The following is a 15677-nucleotide window of genomic DNA, read 5'->3' on the forward strand; positions in this document are numbered from 1 at the left end:
CCCGGCCCCTTCCGCACGGGAGGGACCGGGGGCTTTCGCGTGTCCGCGATCAGACGGTTCAGGCGCCGATGAGGCGGCTGGCCAGGTAGCCCTGGATCTGGTCGAGGGAGACGCGCTCCTGCTTCATGGTGTCGCGCTCGCGCACGGTCACGGCGTTGTCCTCGAGGGTGTCGAAGTCGACGGTGACGCAGTAAGGCGTGCCGATCTCGTCCTGACGGCGGTAGCGGCGGCCGATGGCGCCGGCGTCGTCGAACTCGATGTTCCAGTTCTGGCGCAGGTCCGCGGCGAGGCCCTTGGCCTTCGGGGAGAGCTGCGCGTTGCGGGAGAGCGGGAGGACCGCGACCTTGACCGGGGCCAGGCGGTGGTCGAGGCGCAGCACCGTGCGCTTCTCCATGACGCCCTTGGCGTTCGGGGCCTCGTCCTCGATGTACGCGTCGAGCAGGAAGGCCAGCATCGTACGGCCGACACCGGCGGCGGGCTCGATGACGTACGGCGTGTAGCGCTCGTTGGACTCCTGGTCCAGGAACGTGAGGCTGGCGCCGGAGGCCTTGGAGTGGGCCGTCAGGTCGTAGTCCGTGCGGTTGGCGACGCCCTCCAGCTCGCCCCACTCGCTGCCGCCGAAGGAGAAGCGGTACTCGATGTCGGCGGTGCGCTTCGAGTAGTGGGAGAGCTTCTCCTGCGGGTGCTCGAACCAGCGCATGTTCTCCTCACGGAGACCCAGGCCGGTGTACCAGTTCCAGCGCTGCTGCATCCAGTACTCCTGCCACTGCTCGTCCTCGCCCGGCTTGACGAAGAACTCCATCTCCATCTGCTCGAACTCGCGCGTGCGGAAGATGAAGTTGCCCGGAGTGATCTCGTTCCGGAAGGACTTGCCCATCTGCGCGATGCCGAACGGGGGCTTCTTGCGCGAGGTGGTCTGCACCTGGGCGAAGTTGGTGAAGATGCCCTGGGCGGTCTCGGGGCGCAGGTACGCGACGGAGCCGCTGTCCTGGGTCGGGCCGAGGTGGGTGGAGAGCAGGCCGGAGAAGTTCTTCGGCTCGGTGAAGGTGCCCTTGTTGCCACAGTTGGGGCAGTTGAGGTCGGCGAGGCCGTTCTCGGGGAGACGGCCGTGCTTCTCCTCGTACGCCTCCTCCAGGTGGTCGGCGCGGAAGCGCTTGTGGCAGGAGGTGCACTCGGTCAGCGGGTCGGTGAAGGTGGCGACGTGGCCGGAGGCCTCCCAGACCTCGGTGGCCAGGATGACCGACGAGTCGATGCCGACGACGTCCTCGCGCGAGGTGACCATGTAACGCCACCACTGGCGCTTGATGTTCTCCTTGAGCTCGACGCCCAGGTGCCCGTAGTCCCAGGCGGCGCGCTGGCCGCCGTAGATCTCACTGCAGGGGAAAACGAAGCCACGGCGCTTGCTCAGGCTGACGATGGTGTCGATCTTGTCGGCGGCCACGGTGCTCTCTTCATTACGACGACGAAGTGCGAATGCCTCAGGTTACCGGCGTGCCCGCCCCCGGTATCAAATCGGTTCCGCGGCAGGGGCCCGCGAGGGCCGCGTGGGGCGGGCCACACGGAGGGCAATTGACAACCGTTTCCAGTTTTGTTGAAAATGAGTGTCATGAACGTACGTCGCCTCATACCCAGCACCGCCCTCGCCGGAGCCGTCGCGCTCGGCATCGTCTCCCTCTCCGCCTGCTCCGGAACCTCCGACGCCGCGGACAAGGGCAGCGACGGCAAGCTGGACGTCGTGGCGTCGTTCTACCCCATGCAGTTCCTGGCCGAGCAGATAGGCGGCGGCCACGTCTCGGTCGACACGCTCACCAAGCCCGGCGTCGAACCCCACGACCTGGAGCTCAAGCCGAAGCAGATCGGCGAGCTCGGCGAGGCCGACGTCATCCTCTACCTCAAGGGGATCCAGCCCGCCGTCGACGAGGCCATCGCCCAGGCCGGAGTGAAGCACACGGTCGACGCCGGAACGCTCACGAAGCTGGAAGAGCACGGCGCCGAGGTCGGCCACGACCACGCGGGCGAGGAGGCCGGGCACGACCACGCGTCCGAGGCCGGCGCCGACCCGCACGTCTGGCTCGACCCCGTGAAGTACGCCGAGGTCGCCCAGGGCGTCGGCAGCGCCCTGCAGAAGGCGGACCCGGACCACGCCGCCGACTACCGGAAGAACACCGACGCCCTGGTGAAGAAGCTCGGCGACCTGAACACCGAGTTCGAGACGGGCCTGAAGAACACCGCCACGAAGACGTTCATCACCACCCACTCCGCCTTCGGCTACCTCGCCGAGCGCTACGGCCTGGAGCAGGAGGGCATCACCGGCATCGACCCCGAGTCCGAGCCGAGCCCCGCCCGCATCAAGGAGCTCCAGGACATCGCGGAGAAGGACAAGGTGTCCACCGTCTTCTTCGAGACCCTCGCGAGCGACAAGACCGCGAAGACCCTCGCGAAGGACACCGGCCTCAAGACCGACGTCCTGGACCCGCTGGAGGGAATCACGGACCAGTCCAAGGGCGATGACTACCTCGCGGTCATGCGGTCGAACCTCGCCGCCCTGAAGACCGCGCTCGGCGCCAAGTAGGAGGTACCCGTCGTGAGCGACGACCAGCCCGTCATCTCCGTCCGCGGAGCCACCGCGGCCCTCGGCGCGCGCCCCGTCCTCCGGGGCGTCGACCTCACCGTCCACCGCGGTGAGGTCGTCGCCCTGCTCGGTGCCAACGGCTCCGGCAAGTCCACCGCCGTCCGCGCGGTCATCGGCCAGGTGCCGCTGACCGGCGGCGCCATCGAGCTGTTCGGCACCGAGCGGAAGCGGTTCCGCGACTGGGCCCGCGTCGGCTACGTGCCGCAGCGCACCACCGCCGCCGCCGGCGTCCCCGCCACCATCCGCGAGGTCGTCTCCTCCGGCCGCCTCTCCCGCCGGAAATTCGGCTGGACGACGAAGGCCGACCGGGCCGCCGTCGAGCGGGCCATCGACCTCGTCGGCCTCGCCGACCGCGCCAGGGACTCCGTCTCGGCGCTCTCCGGCGGCCAGCACCAGCGGGTGCTGATCGCCCGCGCGCTCGCCTCCGAGCCCGAACTCCTGATCATGGACGAGCCGATGGCCGGCGTGGACCTCGCGAGCCAGGAGATCCTCGCCGCGACCCTCCGGGAGCAGGTCGCCGGCGGCACCTCCGTCCTCCTCGTCCTGCACGAGCTGGGCCCGCTGGAGCCCCTCATCGACCGCGCGGTCGTCCTGCGCGACGGCTGCGTCGTCCACGACGGGCCGCCGCCGGAGGCCGTCGGCCAGCACGCGCTGCCCGGCCACGACCACGTACATCCGCACGCGGCCGGCGAGCCGCTCCGCACGGGACTGCTGACCTGATCATGGACTTCCTCGAACCTGCCTTCATGCAGCGGGCGCTCCTCGCGGCCGTCCTCGTCGGCATCACCGCCCCCGCCGTCGGCATCTACCTCGTCCAGCGCCGCCAGGCCCTCATGGGCGACGGCATCGGCCACGTCGCCATGACCGGTGTCGGCCTCGGCTTCCTGCTGAACTCCAGCCCGGTCTGGATGGCGACCCTCGTCGCCGTCGCCGGCTCGGTCGCCATGGAGCTGATCCGCGCGTACGGGAAGACCCGCGGCGACCTCGCGCTCGCGCTGCTCTTCTACGGCGGCATGGCGGGCGGCGTCCTGCTGATCAACCTCTCGCCGACCGGCTCCAACGCCAACCTCAGCTCGTACCTCTTCGGCTCGCTGTCGACGGTCTCCACCGAGGACGTGACGGCGATCAGCGTCCTCGCCGCCTTCGTCGTCCTGGTCACGGTCGGCCTGCGCAAGCAGCTCTTCGCCGTCAGCCAGGACGAGGAGTTCGCCCGGGTCACCGGCCTGCCGGTGCGCGCCCTGAACCTGCTGATCGCGGTCACCGCCGCCGTGACCGTCACGGTCGCCATGCGCGTCGTCGGCCTGCTCCTGGTCAGCGCGCTCATGGTGGTCCCGGTCGCGGCGGCCCAGCAGCTGTCGAAGTCCTTCCGCGCGACCTTCGTCCTCGCGGTGGCGACCGGCGTCACCGTCACCCTGGCGGGCACGGTCACCTCGTACTACCAGGACGTGCCGCCCGGCGCGACGATCGTCCTGTACGCGATCGGGATCTTCATCGTCCTGACCCTGCTCGCCACTCCGCTCGCCAAGCGGCGCGCCAGGGCGGCCGAAGCCGCCACGCGGGACTGCGACGCACAGGTTCCGGCCACCCGGCGTCCGGCGGACGACGTGAAGGTCTGATCCGCGCCTGATCCCGGGGGCACGGGGGGCTGGCAGAATGGCGGGGGCAGACAAGCATCCAAGGAGGCCCCCGTGGTGACGGCAGGACCCCCCGTACGCGGCCGCTCGACCAAGCAGCGGGCCGCGGTGTCGGCGGCGCTGAGCGAGGTGGACGAGTTCCGCAGCGCCCAGGAGCTGCACGACATGCTCAAGCACCGCGGCGACTCCGTCGGCCTGACCACCGTCTACCGCACGCTCCAGTCCCTCGCGGACGCGGGCGAGGTCGACGCACTGCGCACCAGCGACGGCGAGACGGTCTACCGCCGCTGCTCGACCGGCGACCACCACCACCATCTGGTCTGCCGCGTCTGTGGCAAGGCCGTGGAGGTGGAGGGCCCCATGGTGGAGCAGTGGGCCGAGACCATCGCGTCGGAGCACGGCTTCGTGAACGTGGCGCACACGGTCGAGATCTTCGGCACGTGCGCGGAGTGCGCCGGGAAGTGACCTGACATACGAGGGGCCCGCACCGATGCGATTCGGTGCGGGCCCCTCGTGCGTCTCAGGCCCGGGTGGCGTTCCGGTCCAGGATGGCCCGCAGCCGGTCCTCGTCCGCCGGACCGGACAGCCCCCGCTTGGGCAGGTACGCGAAGCCGGTGCCGGAGCTGCGGTCCGTGAAGAGCACGAAGAGCCGGGGCGTCTCCGCGTACCGGGTCAGCAGCGCCCAGCGGATCGCCGTGTCGGTGTCCCGGGAGACCCACCGCCCGCCGTCCTCGTCCACCAGCGCCCGGGCCTCGCCCTGGGAGCCGATCAGCCGGAAGAGGCTCCGGGCGGTGGCCCACGGCACCAGCTCGGCGCAGGCCACGGCCACCGCGCCGAGGAACACGAGCTTGACGGTCACCAGGACGTCGCCCTGCCACAGGGCCGCGGCGGCGACCAGGACGGCCAGCGCGCAGACTCCGCGGGTGGTCCACCGGAACAGGGGCCACCAGCGGGTCGACCGCAGCCGGATCCGTACCGCTTCCCTCACCTCGGCGAGCTCGGCCGAGTAGACGAGCTCGAGCCGCTCCCCCACGGCCGGCTCAGGCCTTGTCGAGGACGGCGAGGTCGGCCGGGTCGACGCCGCCGAAGCGGCGGTCGCGCTGGGCGAACTCGACGCAGGCCCGCCAGAGGTCGCGGCGGTCGAAGTCGGGCCACAGCACGTCCTGGAAGACCAGCTCGGCGTAGGCGCTCTGCCAGATCAGGTAGTTGGAGGTGCGCTGCTCGCCGCTGGGCCGCAGGAACATGTCCACGTCCGGCATGTCCGGGTAGTACAGGTACTTCTGGATGGTCTTCTCGGTGATCTTCGCCGGGTCGAGCCGGCCCGCCTTCACGTCCTCGGCCATCGCCTGCGCCGCGTCCGTGAGCTCGGCGCGACCGCCGTAGTTCATGCAGAAGTAGAGCGTGAGCTTCGTGTTGTCCTTGGTCTGCTCCTGCGCGACCTGGAGCTCCTTGGCCACGGACTTCCACAGCTTGGGCATCCGGCCGACCCAGCGCACCCGGACGCCCAGCGAGTCGAGCTGGTCGCGGGACTTGCGGATGAAGTCGCGGTTGAAGTTCATGAGGAAGCGCACCTCCTCGGGCGAGCGCTTCCAGTTCTCGGTGGAGAAGGCGTACAGCGAGATCGACCCCACGCCCATCTCGATCGCGCCCTGGAGCACGTCGAGCACCTGCTCGGCGCCGACCTTGTGGCCCTCGGTGCGCGGCAGCCCGCGCTCCTTGGCCCAGCGGCCGTTGCCGTCCATGACGATCGCGACGTGCTCCGGCACCAGCTCGGACTGGAGCTTCGGCGGGCGGGCGCCGGACGGGTGCGGCTCGGGGGCGGTGTACTCCCGACGCTGGCGCCCGAGGAGTCGTGCGATGGCCATGGGTGGTCTCTCCTAGCTTTTCTCTACGTACCGCAGGGAGCGCAGGCCGCGCTCCAGGTGCCAGTGCAGATAGGCGGACACGAGCCCGCTGCCCTCCCGGACGTGACGCGGCTCGCACGCGTCCGCCGTCGCCCAGTCGCCGGTGAGCAGCGCGCTGAGCAGGCCGATGGCCTCCGCAGAGGGTACGACGCTTCCGGGCACGCGGCAGTCGCCGCATATGACCCCGCCCGCCGCGACCGAGAAGAACCGGTTGGGCCCGGGGAGGCCGCACTTCGCGCAGTCCTCGAAGCTCGGCGCGTAGCCGTTCACCGCGAGGGACCGGAGCAGGAAGGCGTCCAGGATGAGGTGCGGCGCGTGCTCGCCCCGGGCGAGCGTCCGCAGGCCCCCCACGAGCAGCAGGTACTGCTGCACGGCGGGCTCGCCCTCGTGGTCGGTGAACCGCTCGGCCGTCTCCAGCATGGCCGTGCCGGCGGTGTACCGGGCGTAGTCGGTGACGATCCCCCCGCCGTACGCGGCGATGGTCTCGCTCTGCGTGCAGAGCGGCAGGCCGCGTCCGACCAGCTCACTCCCCCGGGCGAAGAACTGCACGTCCACGTGCGAGAAGGGTTCGAGGCGCGCCCCGAACTTCGACTTCGTCCGGCGCACGCCGCGCGCGACGGCGCGCACGCGGCCGTGACCGCGCGTGAGGATCGTGATGATGCGGTCCGCTTCACCCAGCTTCTGGGTGCGCAGCACGATGCCGTCGTCGCGGAACAGACTCATGCGCCCATTCTCGCGTACGGCGACGGCGGACAGGACGCACGGCCCCAGAGAGACGCAGGTCACATCCACCCGTGTCACAGGGGCCCGGGCTGCCTCGTCCCAGGGGGTGTAGCCAGCGAGCGACACCCCGAAGGAGCACCCCATGGACGCGCGACTGAACCTCTTCGCCGGCCCCACCGCCGGCAAGGCCTTCAAGCACCTGATGGCGGCGGGCAGGGCGGTCAAGGAGTCGACGGTGCCGGCCGCGACCCAGGAACTGGTCGCGCTGCGCGTGAGCCAGATCAACGGCTGCGCCGTCTGCATCGACATGCACACCAAGGAGGCCGCCCACGCCGGCGAGACCCCCGTGCGGCTGAACCTGGTGGCAGCCTGGCGCGAGGCGACGGTCTACACCGAGGCCGAGCGCGCCGCCCTGGAGCTCGCCGAGGAGGGCACCCGGGTCGCCGACGGTGCGGGCGGCGTCAGCGACGAGGTGTGGGAGCGCGCCGCCCTCCACTACGGCGAGGAGGAGCTCACCGCCCTCGTCCTCCACATCGGCTTCATGAACCTGGCGAACCGGCTGAACGCCATCACCCGGCAGCCGGCGGGCTCCTACGAGGTCGGGCAGTTCCACTGAGGGACGCCCTCCTGGACGATCATGAAGCGTCCGCGCCGCGCGGACGTACGGGAACGGGGAGAGGACGTCGTCATGAGCAAGGTCGAGGAGTTCGAGGAGCTGCGCCCGCTGCTCTTCTCGATCGCCTACCGGATCCTCGGCAGCGTCGGCGAGGCCGAGGACGCCGTCCAGGAGACCTGGCTGCGCTTCGACGGCTCCTCGACCCGTCCCGACTCGACCAAGGCCTTCCTGTCGGCCACGGTCACCCGCCTGTCCATCGACGTCCTCCGCTCCGCGCGGGTCCGGCGCGAGGAGTACGTCGGCCCCTGGTTCCCCGAGCCGCTCCTCAGCGATCCCTACGAGGACCCGGCGCGTGCGGCAGAGCTGGCCGACTCGGTCTCCATGGCCTCGCTGCTCCTCCTCGAACGCCTCAGTCCCCTGGAGCGCGCGGTCTTCCTCCTCCGGGAGGTCTTCGCCTTCGGCTTCCCGGACATCGCCGAGGCCGTGGGCCGCTCGGAGGCCGCCTGCCGGCAGCTGCTCGTACGGGCCCGCCGCCACATGCACGACGGACGCCCCCGGTTCACGGCCGACCGCGGGGAACGGCGGGAACTCGCCACCCGATTCTTCGACGCCCTCCAGAACGGCGACATCGGCGGACTCCAGGACCTCCTGGCCGCCGACGTCCAGCTCGTCGGCGACGGCGGCGGCAAGGCCCCGAACTTCGCCCGGATCATCGCGGGCGCGGACAAGGTGGCCCGACTCCTCGGCACCGCCTTCCCCGTACTGACCGAACTCGACGTCACCTGCGAGCCGCGCGAGGTCAACGGCCAGCCCGGCGCGCTCTACCGCGACCGCGACGGCCGGATCCTCCAGGCCATCGTCCTCGACGTCCTCGACGGGCGGGTCCAGACCATCCGCGCGGTCCTCAACCCCGACAAGCTCGGCCACCTCGGGCCGGTCGCCGACGCGTGGGCCATCGACCGCGAGGTGCGGCAGGCCCGCCGCCGCGCCCACTGACCCGGCCCGCGCCCGCGCCCGCCGTCACGGCACCTCGCCGCGACTGCGGGCGTTCGCGTGCGCCGTGGCCGCGCTCAGCCGCTCCGCCGAGGTCGCCTCCCGCACCCCGTCCGGCTCCACGTCCCACTCGCGCCCGCCGCCGAGCGGACGCACCTGCACGTAGGGCCCCTCGTGCCCCATGACCCTCCCGACCCGTCCGGTCAGGATCTCGACGACGTACGACCCGATGGGCAGCGTCACGAACGACTCTCCTCCCTCGGCAGTACGGCGGCGGCGAGGAGCCGGGCCGTTTCCACCGTGCAGCATCCCAATTCCACGAGCGGGCGCGGGGGCTCCGCGGCGAGCGTGACGACGTCGAGTCCGAGCGAGGGGAGCGTGATTCCCGCCCTCGCGAGGGCCTCGCGCAATTCCGCCACTGCCTCTTGAGCGGTTCCGAGTGCGCTCGTGGTCGTCTTCATGATGTCTTCCTTCACCAACGTATGCCTTTCTGAATCCATTTCCCGCTTCGCCTCTCCAGGGTGGGGGCGTATCCGTAGAATCGGCAGATGTGCAGGTCGTACAACTGGTGGGTAGGGTGGGAGAGTTAGCCCATGGCCAAGGGCAGGCAGGACGAGAGGTGGCAGTTCTTCGGAGAGCTCCTCAAGGAGCGCCGGGAGACGGCGAAACTCTCGCAGACCGAGCTGGGCGGACTGGTGTTCGTGTCCGGTGCGTACATCGGACTGTTCGAGCAGGGAATCCGAAAACCTCAGCTGGATGTCGCAGAGCGAATCGACCGCGTCCTACAAACCGGCGGTATTTTCGAACGGACGGTACGCGATCTCATCAACAAGTCACCGTACGCCTCCTATTTCCACGAAGTGGCGGAGCTGGAGGTGGTGGCGACGAAGATCTGCGAGTTCGCGCCGCTGGTGGTGCCGGGGTTGTTGCAGACGAGGGCGTACGCGCAAGCGGTGACCTTGGCCGTGCACCCGTTCGCCACGGAGGAGTACGTCGAGGAGAAGGTCAGCTCTCGGCTGGACCGCGCCCGCATCCTCAAGGACACAACAAGGCCGGAGTATTGGGTGATCCTGCACGAGCACGTGCTCCTCACCCCTGTGGGCGGCCCCGCCGTGATGGCCGAGGCCCTGGAGCACATGGCAGCGCTCGTGCGAGCGCGCGTGGCGCTGGCGACAGTGCTACCGCGCGCGGTCGGCGGACACGCCCACATGACCGGAACACTCACGCTCATGGAGTTCGCGGACCAGCCCCCAACCGCCTATACGGAGACGGAGTTCACGGGAACACTCCTCGATGATCCGGCTGTGGTGAAGGATGCCCAGCGGGCCTACGATCTGCTCAGGGTCGCCACGCTGTCGCCGGCGGCGTCCCTGGCCCTGATCGAGTCGGCGGCGGAGGACTTCAGACGATGCGCGCATACGACCTGAACAACGCCCACTGGTTCAAGAGCTCCTACAGCAACGGGTCGGGCGGGGACTGCGTCGAGGTCTCCTACGACTTCACGGGTGCCGCCTGGCGCAAGAGCAGCTACAGCAACGGTGAAGGCGGCGACTGCGTCGAGGTCCTCGACGACGTCACCGGCGTCGTCCCCGTCCGCGACAGCAAGGTCGCCGACGGGCCCGTGCTCGTCGTGCCCGCCGCCGCCTGGTCCGTGTTCGTCGCCGGCATCGCGAGATGACCACCGCACCCTCCCTCGTCCTGCGCGGCAGCGGCGACGCCGTCCTCCGCTTCGAGGAAGGGGCCGTCACGCTCGGCCGCCCCGACGTGGGGCACCACATCCCCCTGGCAGCGATCGCGCGGGCCCGCGCCGAGGGGCGGACGGTCGAGATGGAGCTGAGAGCCCCGGAGGGGGCCGAACCCACCACGTACCGCGTCGAGGACGTGAGCGAGGCCGCCGCGACCGCCTTCGCCGAGGCCGTCAACGGCGCCCTGCCGGAGGCGGACGGCGACGGGGCCGCCCTCGTCACGACGTGGATCCCGTCGGCCCCGGCGCGACGGCTCGCCCCCTGGCAGGTGCGCGCGCTCGTCGCGGCCGTGCCGGTCGTCGCGCTGGACGTGTTCCTCGGGGTGGCGGGCCCGTTGCCGTACCTGTTCCTCTTCTGGCCCGCGGCCCTGGTCGTCGCCGTCGGCGTGTTCCTCGTGCACGTCACGGCACGGGGCCTGTACCGGATGTGGCACCTGCCGAGGCACGGCATCACCGTCGTCGCGGAGTTCTCCCACCACACGAACAGGACGAGGGTCTACCGGTACACGGACACGACCGGCACCGCCCACACCTACGACAACAGCGTGGGCGGGGAGCGGTTCGAGGTGGCCTACGACCCGCGTAACCCGAAGGTGGCCGTCCACCGCGAGGGGCTGTACGTGCGCGGCATGATGGCGCTCATGACGCTCGTCGGCTGCGGCCTCACGGGCGGCGGTCTCTCCGGGATGGGGTGGCTGGTCGTCGGCGCCGTCCGGTACTGAGCGGAGGACCAGGGGTTCAACCGGACGTGATCGACCCCTACGATCACGGCCATGCCGATCACTCCGTCCACACCCGTCGTCCAGGGCGCCAAGAAGTCCTCGCTCCAACTGGACGGCGACGCGCTGCTCCTGAGGCGCCCTCACGAGGAGGCGCTCATCCCGCTTGCGGCGGTCGAGCGGATCCGGGCGGAGGGGCGGTCGGTGAGCGTCGAGCTGACGGCCCCGGCGGGGAGCACGCGGTACGTGCACCGGATCGACGGGGCGAGCGAGGCGGGGGCGGCGATGTTCGCCGAGAGGGTGAACGCCGTCCTGCCCGGGACGCCCGGACGGGACACGGCGGCGGACGGGACCGCGCTCGTCGAGACGCGCGCCCTCCCCCTGACCCGGCGGGCGCGGAAGCTGCGCCGCATCGGGTGGCTGTCGGGCGGCGCCCTCGGCCTGATCGTCCTGGCGTGCGTGGCCGTCGCCGTCTCCGGGGACCCGGCCACACTGATCGCCCTCATACCGGGAGGCCTCGTCATGACGGCGGCCCTCGCCGTCGGGACGAACGCGCTGGCCAACTGGTACCGCGAGTGGCGCCTGACCCGGCACGGCATCACGGCCTTCGCCGCCGAGGTCCCGGAGCGGCCGGGGATGTACCTCTACACGGACCCGGCGGGCCGGATCCGCCATGTGTTCACCTGGGCGGGCGGCATCGCCGTCAAGGTGAGCTACGACCCCGCCGACCCGGGGAACGTCGTCCTCCCCCGGGCCGCCCTGTTCCGGCGCGGGGAGCTCGCGCTCGGAGCGTTCCTGGCGTTCGTCGCGCTGCTCGGCTTCGCCGGCCTGATCGCGCTGACCGTCCTCGCGTTCGTCGACCCCGGGGCGATCTCCGGCACCACCTAGGCCCACTTATGGAAGTCATAAGTTCGCCTTATGAGCTCATAGACCGGGGGCGGGTACCACTCCGCGCGAGGGGTTATTTAGGGTGGCCTAAGTGTCGGCGGCTTTCGCCGCCACGTCGCTTGCGAAGGGAACCCCGTCATGCCCCGCCCCCTCCGGGTCGCGATCGTCGGCGCCGGCCCCGCCGGAATCTACGCCGCCGATGCGCTGCTGAAGTCCGACGCCGCCGCCGAGCCGGGCGTGTCGATCGACCTCTTCGAGCGGATGCCCGCGCCCTTCGGCCTCATCCGCTACGGCGTCGCCCCCGACCACCCGCGGATCAAGGGCATCGTCAACGCCCTCCACCAGGTCCTCGACAAGCCGCAGGTCCGCCTCTTCGGCAACGTCGACTACGGCACCGACGTGCACCTCGACGACCTGCGCGCCTTCTACGACGCGGTGATCTTCTCGACCGGCGCCATGGCCGACCGCGAGCTGAGGATCCCCGGCGTGGAGCTGGACGGCTCGCTCGGCGCGGCCGACTTCGCGTCCTGGTACGACGGGCACCCGGACGTCCCGCGCGACTGGGAGCTCTCCGCCGAGAAGGTCGCCGTCCTCGGCGTCGGCAACGTGGCCCTCGACATCGCGCGCATCCTGGCCAAGACGGCGGACGAGCTGCTGCCGACCGAGATCCCGGCCAACGTGTACGACGGCCTCAAGGCGAACCGGGCCAAGGAGATCCACGTCTTCGGCCGCCGCGGCCCCGCGCAGGCGAAGTTCAGCCCGATGGAGCTGCGCGAGCTCGACCACTCGCCGAACATCGAGGTCATCGTCAACCCCGAGGACATCGACTACGACGAGGGCTCGATCGCCGAGCGCCGCAAGAACAAGCAGACCGACATGGTCGCGAAGACCCTGGAGAACTGGGCGATCCGCGACGTCGGCGACCGCCCGCACAAGCTCTTCCTGCACTTCTTCGAGTCGCCCGTCGAGATCCTCGGCGAGGACGGCAAGGTCGTCGGCCTGCGCACCGAGCGCACCGAGCTCGACGGCACGGGCAACGTGAAGGGCACCGGCGCCACCACCGACTGGGACGTCCAGGCCGTGTACCGGGCCGTCGGCTACCTCTCCGACGAGCTGCCCAAGCTGCCCTGGGACGCCGTCTCCGGCACCGTCCCGGACGAGGGCGGCCGTGTCCTCCAGGAGACCGGCGAGCACCTGGCCTCCACGTACTGCACCGGCTGGATCCGGCGCGGCCCGGTCGGCCTCATCGGCCACACCAAGGGCGACGCCAACGAGACCGTCGCGAACCTCCTGGACGACTTCGCGAACGGGCGCCTGCTCACGCCGTCCACCCCGGAGGCGGACGCGGTCGTGTCCTTCCTGGAGGGCAAGGGCCTCACGTACACGACGTGGGAGGGCTGGTACGCCCTCGACGCCGCCGAGAAGGCGCTCGGCGAGCCGCAAGGCCGCGAGCGCGTGAAGATCGTCGAGCGCGAGGACATGCTGCGCGCGAGCGGCGCGATCAAGTAGCGCCCGAGGGCCCTCTCCTCTTCCCGGTCCTACATTGGAAGGACCCGGAAGAGGTGGGGGCCCATGTCCGCACCCACGATCGACGCGCTCCCGCGCGCGCGGGACGCGGCGGCCCGTGACGCCTGGGCCGAGGCGTACGCGCTGCTGCGCGCCCAGGACGCGCGTCCCCGGCGCGCCCTGACCGCCGACGACCTCACGATCCTGGCCGAGGCGGCCTGGTGGTCGGGCCGCGTGGACGAGTCCGTCACGGCCCGGCTGCGGGCCCACGCGGCCTTCGTGGCGCGCGGTGACCACCGGGGCGCGGGACTCGCCTCCTGGTGGCTGGCGCACGCGTACGAGGCCCTCGGCCGGCCCGCGGCGGCCTCCGGCTGGCTGCACCGGGCCCACCACCATCTGGACGACGAGCCGCCCTGCCCCGAGCAGTGCTTCCCCGCGTGGACCGACGCCGAGACGGCTGCGGCCCGCGGCGACCGCGCGGCGGCCCTCGCCGCAGCCCGCCGCATGACCGCGCTCGCCGTCCGCTCGGGCAGCCCGGACCTGCTGGCCCTGAGCCGGCAGGCCGGGGCCTCGGTCCTCCTCGCCGACGGCCGCCGCACGGAGGCGATGGCCCTTCTCGACGAGGTGATGCGCGCGGTCCTCGCGGGCGAACTCGGCGGGATGGTCACGGGCCGGCTGTACGGCCTGGTCCTGACGCGGTGCCTGGAGGCGGCGGACCTCGGCCGTGCGGTGGAGTGGACGAACGCGGCGATGGAGTGGTGCGCGCCGCCGTGGACGGGCCGTCCCCCGGCCCCCGGGGCGCCCCTGACCGCGCCCTCCGGCGAGAACCCCTTCCGCGGGGTGTGCCGGGCGCACCGGGTCCAGGTGCTCGACCTCCTCGGGGCCTGGGCGCTCGCGGAGGCCGAGGCGCGCCAGGCGTGCCGGGAGGTGCCGGTGGACTGCCGGGAGTCGGCCGCCGCCGCGTACTGCACCGCGGGGGACGTCCAGCGCCGCCAGGGCCGCCTTCAGGAGGCCGCCGCCTCGTACGCGCGCGCCCACGAGCTGGGCAGGATCCCGCAGCCGGGCCTCGCGCTGCTGCGGCTCGCGCAGGGCCGGGCCGACGCGGCGGCGGCGGGCGTCGGCCTGGCGCTCGCCTGCCTCGGCGACCCCCGCCGCGACGCCTTCGGCAGGGCCCGGCTGCTCGCCGCCCGGACCGAGGTGGCCCTCGCCGTCGGTGACGTGCCCGGGGCGGCGGGCGCGGCGGCCGAGCTGGAGGTGCGGGCCGGGGACGTGCCGCTGCTGCGGGCGACGGCCGACACGGCGCGGGGCGCGGTGGCGCTGGCGGAGGCCCGGCCGGAGCCCGCGCTGCGGCTGCTGCGCCGGGCGCTCGCCGGGTGGCTGGGGCTGCGGGTGCCGTACGAGGCGGCCCGGGTCCGGGTGCTGCTCGCGGCGGCCCACCGGGCGGTGGGCGACGAGGGCGCGGCCCGGGGTGAGCTGGGGGCGGCGCGGGCGGTGTTCGAGCGGCTCGGGGCCGTGCCGGACGCCCGGCGGGCGGCGGCCCTGGCGGCGGGCGGGAGGCGGCGCACCCCGGCCGGGCGTTCCGGCTGAGGAGGACGGGCGCCGGGGTTACGGGACGGTGCGGGCCGAGGCGAGGAGGCGGACGGTGTCCTCGGGGGCGAGTGCGAGCGCGTTCCCGACGGTCCCGAGGACCTCGGTCTCGGCCGGGGTGTAGGCGCCGTCGGCGAGGGCGATCCGGGCGGCCTGGAGCAGGATCGACTCCCGCCCGGAGGGCGCCAGGTGCGGGGTGAGCGGCTCCAGCGCCTCGTGGAGCTCGATCGAGAGGAGCGTGCCCTCGGGGTTCACCTCGGGCATGAAGCGCCCGGTGTCGGCCTCCAGGGCCTCGACGAGGTCGACGAGCTGGACGGCCGTGCACTCGGCGAAGCCGGCGGACCGGACCGCGGTGACGGCCCGGTCCAGGACCTCGCGGGACTCGGTGCCGCCGGCGGCGAGGACGGCCAGGGCGACGGTGTGCACGGCGTCCCGCAGCATTCCGGAGAAGCGGCTGGTCGTCGGGTGGTCGAGCACCTCCGTGCCGAAGTGCGTGTGACAGGCCGCGCACTCGACGACGGGGCCGGTACAGCCCCGGGGGAGGACGGGGACGCCCAGGACGGCGAACCTGCGGCGGCCGGTGCGGCGCCGGTAGTTCCGGTCGCCCCCGCACTCCTCGCAGAAGAACTCGCCGTCCCCGACCGTGTTCCAGGAGGTGCGGATTCCGCAGACGCCCACTTTCCCACCACGTGAATTCCGGGCAGACCGCACACGCACCTCCTCAACGGCCC

General features: G+C 71.9%; 19 protein-coding genes. 12 read left to right on the forward strand and 7 right to left on the reverse strand.

The annotated features are described in order from the left end of the window. Positions 1-58: 58 nt before the first annotated feature. A complete protein-coding gene (locus tag ACFV2S_RS03110; RefSeq protein ID WP_383788251.1) occupies positions 59-1441 on the reverse strand; it encodes a glycine--tRNA ligase in 1383 nt (460 codons plus the stop codon). Positions 1442-1606: 165 nt separating this feature from the next. Between ACFV2S_RS03110 and ACFV2S_RS03115 the strand changes: the two genes are divergently transcribed. From ACFV2S_RS03115 to ACFV2S_RS03130, 4 genes are all read left to right on the forward strand, one after another. After that, positions 1607-2572, forward strand: coding sequence for a metal ABC transporter substrate-binding protein (locus ACFV2S_RS03115; protein ID WP_385553741.1), 966 nt, complete (start codon positions 1607-1609; stop codon positions 2570-2572). A 12-nt stretch (positions 2573-2584) separates the two neighbouring features. Next, a complete protein-coding gene (locus tag ACFV2S_RS03120) occupies positions 2585-3352 on the forward strand; it encodes a metal ABC transporter ATP-binding protein (protein ID WP_383788257.1) in 768 nt (255 codons plus the stop codon). A 2-nt stretch (positions 3353-3354) separates the two neighbouring features. Then, complete coding sequence (locus tag ACFV2S_RS03125; protein ID WP_383788260.1) at positions 3355-4248, forward strand: metal ABC transporter permease; 894 nt, start codon at positions 3355-3357, stop codon at positions 4246-4248. Positions 4249-4320: 72 nt separating this feature from the next. After that, positions 4321-4731 (forward strand): Fur family transcriptional regulator, encoded by a 411-nt coding sequence (locus ACFV2S_RS03130; protein ID WP_383788262.1) that lies wholly within the window; start codon positions 4321-4323, stop codon positions 4729-4731. 55 nt (positions 4732-4786) lie between these two features. Here the strand turns inward: ACFV2S_RS03130 and ACFV2S_RS03135 are convergent, their stop codons facing one another. The 3 genes from ACFV2S_RS03135 to recO are packed head-to-tail and all read right to left on the reverse strand — an operon-like array spanning position 4787 to position 6893. Further along, positions 4787-5299: a YcxB family protein gene (locus ACFV2S_RS03135; protein ID WP_385553744.1), complete on the reverse strand. Its 513-nt coding sequence runs from the start codon at positions 5297-5299 to the stop codon at positions 4787-4789. A 7-nt stretch (positions 5300-5306) separates the two neighbouring features. Beyond that, positions 5307-6131: an isoprenyl transferase gene (locus tag ACFV2S_RS03140; RefSeq protein ID WP_385553745.1), complete on the reverse strand. Its 825-nt coding sequence runs from the start codon at positions 6129-6131 to the stop codon at positions 5307-5309. Positions 6132-6143: 12 nt separating this feature from the next. Further along, the gene (recO, locus tag ACFV2S_RS03145) at positions 6144-6893 is read right to left on the reverse strand and encodes a DNA repair protein RecO (protein ID WP_123452137.1); all 750 of its coding nucleotides are present in this window, start codon (positions 6891-6893) and stop codon (positions 6144-6146) included. A gap of 142 nt (positions 6894-7035) precedes the next feature. Between recO and ACFV2S_RS03150 the strand changes: the two genes are divergently transcribed. Further along, complete coding sequence (locus ACFV2S_RS03150) at positions 7036-7509, forward strand: carboxymuconolactone decarboxylase family protein (protein ID WP_385553747.1); 474 nt, start codon at positions 7036-7038, stop codon at positions 7507-7509. Between the two features lie 72 nt (positions 7510-7581). Next, on the forward strand, positions 7582-8505 hold the full coding sequence (locus ACFV2S_RS03155; protein WP_385553749.1) for an RNA polymerase sigma-70 factor: 924 nt from the start codon (positions 7582-7584) through the stop codon (positions 8503-8505). A gap of 24 nt (positions 8506-8529) precedes the next feature. Here the strand turns inward: ACFV2S_RS03155 and ACFV2S_RS03160 are convergent, their stop codons facing one another. Together ACFV2S_RS03160 and ACFV2S_RS03165 are read right to left on the reverse strand one after the other, a co-directional pair. After that, complete coding sequence (locus ACFV2S_RS03160) at positions 8530-8745, reverse strand: hypothetical protein (RefSeq protein ID WP_383788278.1); 216 nt, start codon at positions 8743-8745, stop codon at positions 8530-8532. Beyond that, positions 8742-8963 carry a hypothetical protein gene (locus ACFV2S_RS03165; protein WP_383788280.1) on the reverse strand — a complete coding sequence of 74 codons (222 nt, stop codon included), beginning with the start codon at positions 8961-8963 and terminating at the stop codon, positions 8742-8744. The genes ACFV2S_RS03160 and ACFV2S_RS03165 overlap by 4 nt, the downstream gene beginning before the upstream one ends. Before the next feature lie 132 nt (positions 8964-9095). Between ACFV2S_RS03165 and ACFV2S_RS03170 the strand changes: the two genes are divergently transcribed. The 6 genes from ACFV2S_RS03170 to ACFV2S_RS03195 all read left to right on the forward strand — a co-directional run bounded on the left by ACFV2S_RS03170 (position 9096) and on the right by ACFV2S_RS03195 (position 14946). After that, entirely contained in the window at positions 9096-9929 is an 834-nt protein-coding gene (locus tag ACFV2S_RS03170) for a Scr1 family TA system antitoxin-like transcriptional regulator (RefSeq protein WP_385553752.1), read from the forward strand. Next, on the forward strand, positions 9911-10180 hold the full coding sequence (locus tag ACFV2S_RS03175; RefSeq protein WP_385553753.1) for a DUF397 domain-containing protein: 270 nt from the start codon (positions 9911-9913) through the stop codon (positions 10178-10180). Before ACFV2S_RS03170 ends, ACFV2S_RS03175 begins: the two co-directional genes overlap by 19 nt. Then, positions 10177-10968 (forward strand): DUF3592 domain-containing protein, encoded by a 792-nt coding sequence (locus ACFV2S_RS03180; RefSeq protein ID WP_385553755.1) that lies wholly within the window; start codon positions 10177-10179, stop codon positions 10966-10968. The genes ACFV2S_RS03175 and ACFV2S_RS03180 overlap by 4 nt, the downstream gene beginning before the upstream one ends. 51 nt (positions 10969-11019) lie before the next feature. After that, positions 11020-11853, forward strand: coding sequence for a hypothetical protein (locus ACFV2S_RS03185; protein WP_385553757.1), 834 nt, complete (start codon positions 11020-11022; stop codon positions 11851-11853). Positions 11854-11991: 138 nt separating this feature from the next. After that, on the forward strand, positions 11992-13362 hold the full coding sequence (locus tag ACFV2S_RS03190) for an FAD-dependent oxidoreductase (protein WP_385553759.1): 1371 nt from the start codon (positions 11992-11994) through the stop codon (positions 13360-13362). Between the two features lie 63 nt (positions 13363-13425). Then, complete coding sequence (locus ACFV2S_RS03195; protein WP_385553761.1) at positions 13426-14946, forward strand: LuxR family transcriptional regulator; 1521 nt, start codon at positions 13426-13428, stop codon at positions 14944-14946. 18 nt (positions 14947-14964) lie between these two features. Here the strand turns inward: ACFV2S_RS03195 and ACFV2S_RS03200 are convergent, their stop codons facing one another. After that, positions 14965-15657: a TerB family tellurite resistance protein gene (locus ACFV2S_RS03200; RefSeq protein ID WP_385553763.1), complete on the reverse strand. Its 693-nt coding sequence runs from the start codon at positions 15655-15657 to the stop codon at positions 14965-14967. Positions 15658-15677: the final 20 nt, after the last annotated feature.

The sequence above is a fragment of the Streptomyces sp. NPDC059695 genome (assembly GCF_042733785.1).
Taxonomy (GTDB): Bacteria; Actinomycetota; Actinomycetes; order Streptomycetales; family Streptomycetaceae; genus Streptomyces.

Excerpts from the sequence above, each read along its gene's own strand:
- ACFV2S_RS03115 (WP_385553741.1), top strand. The coding sequence starts at position 1,607 with ATGAACGTACGTCGCCTCATACCCAGCACCGCCCTCGCCGGAGCCGTC.
- ACFV2S_RS03125 (WP_383788260.1), top strand. The coding sequence starts at position 3,355 with ATGGACTTCCTCGAACCTGCCTTCATGCAGCGGGCGCTCCTCGCGGCC.
- ACFV2S_RS03140 (WP_385553745.1), bottom strand. The coding sequence starts at position 6,131 with ATGGCCATCGCACGACTCCTCGGGCGCCAGCGTCGGGAGTACACCGCC.
- recO (WP_123452137.1), bottom strand. The coding sequence starts at position 6,893 with ATGAGTCTGTTCCGCGACGACGGCATCGTGCTGCGCACCCAGAAGCTG.
- ACFV2S_RS03150 (WP_385553747.1), top strand. The coding sequence starts at position 7,036 with ATGGACGCGCGACTGAACCTCTTCGCCGGCCCCACCGCCGGCAAGGCC.
- ACFV2S_RS03155 (WP_385553749.1), top strand. The coding sequence starts at position 7,582 with ATGAGCAAGGTCGAGGAGTTCGAGGAGCTGCGCCCGCTGCTCTTCTCG.
- ACFV2S_RS03165 (WP_383788280.1), bottom strand. The coding sequence starts at position 8,963 with ATGAAGACGACCACGAGCGCACTCGGAACCGCTCAAGAGGCAGTGGCG.
- ACFV2S_RS03170 (WP_385553752.1), top strand. The coding sequence starts at position 9,096 with ATGGCCAAGGGCAGGCAGGACGAGAGGTGGCAGTTCTTCGGAGAGCTC.
- ACFV2S_RS03175 (WP_385553753.1), top strand. The coding sequence starts at position 9,911 with ATGCGCGCATACGACCTGAACAACGCCCACTGGTTCAAGAGCTCCTAC.
- ACFV2S_RS03180 (WP_385553755.1), top strand. The coding sequence starts at position 10,177 with ATGACCACCGCACCCTCCCTCGTCCTGCGCGGCAGCGGCGACGCCGTC.
- ACFV2S_RS03185 (WP_385553757.1), top strand. The coding sequence starts at position 11,020 with ATGCCGATCACTCCGTCCACACCCGTCGTCCAGGGCGCCAAGAAGTCC.
- ACFV2S_RS03190 (WP_385553759.1), top strand. The coding sequence starts at position 11,992 with ATGCCCCGCCCCCTCCGGGTCGCGATCGTCGGCGCCGGCCCCGCCGGA.
- ACFV2S_RS03195 (WP_385553761.1), top strand. The coding sequence starts at position 13,426 with ATGTCCGCACCCACGATCGACGCGCTCCCGCGCGCGCGGGACGCGGCG.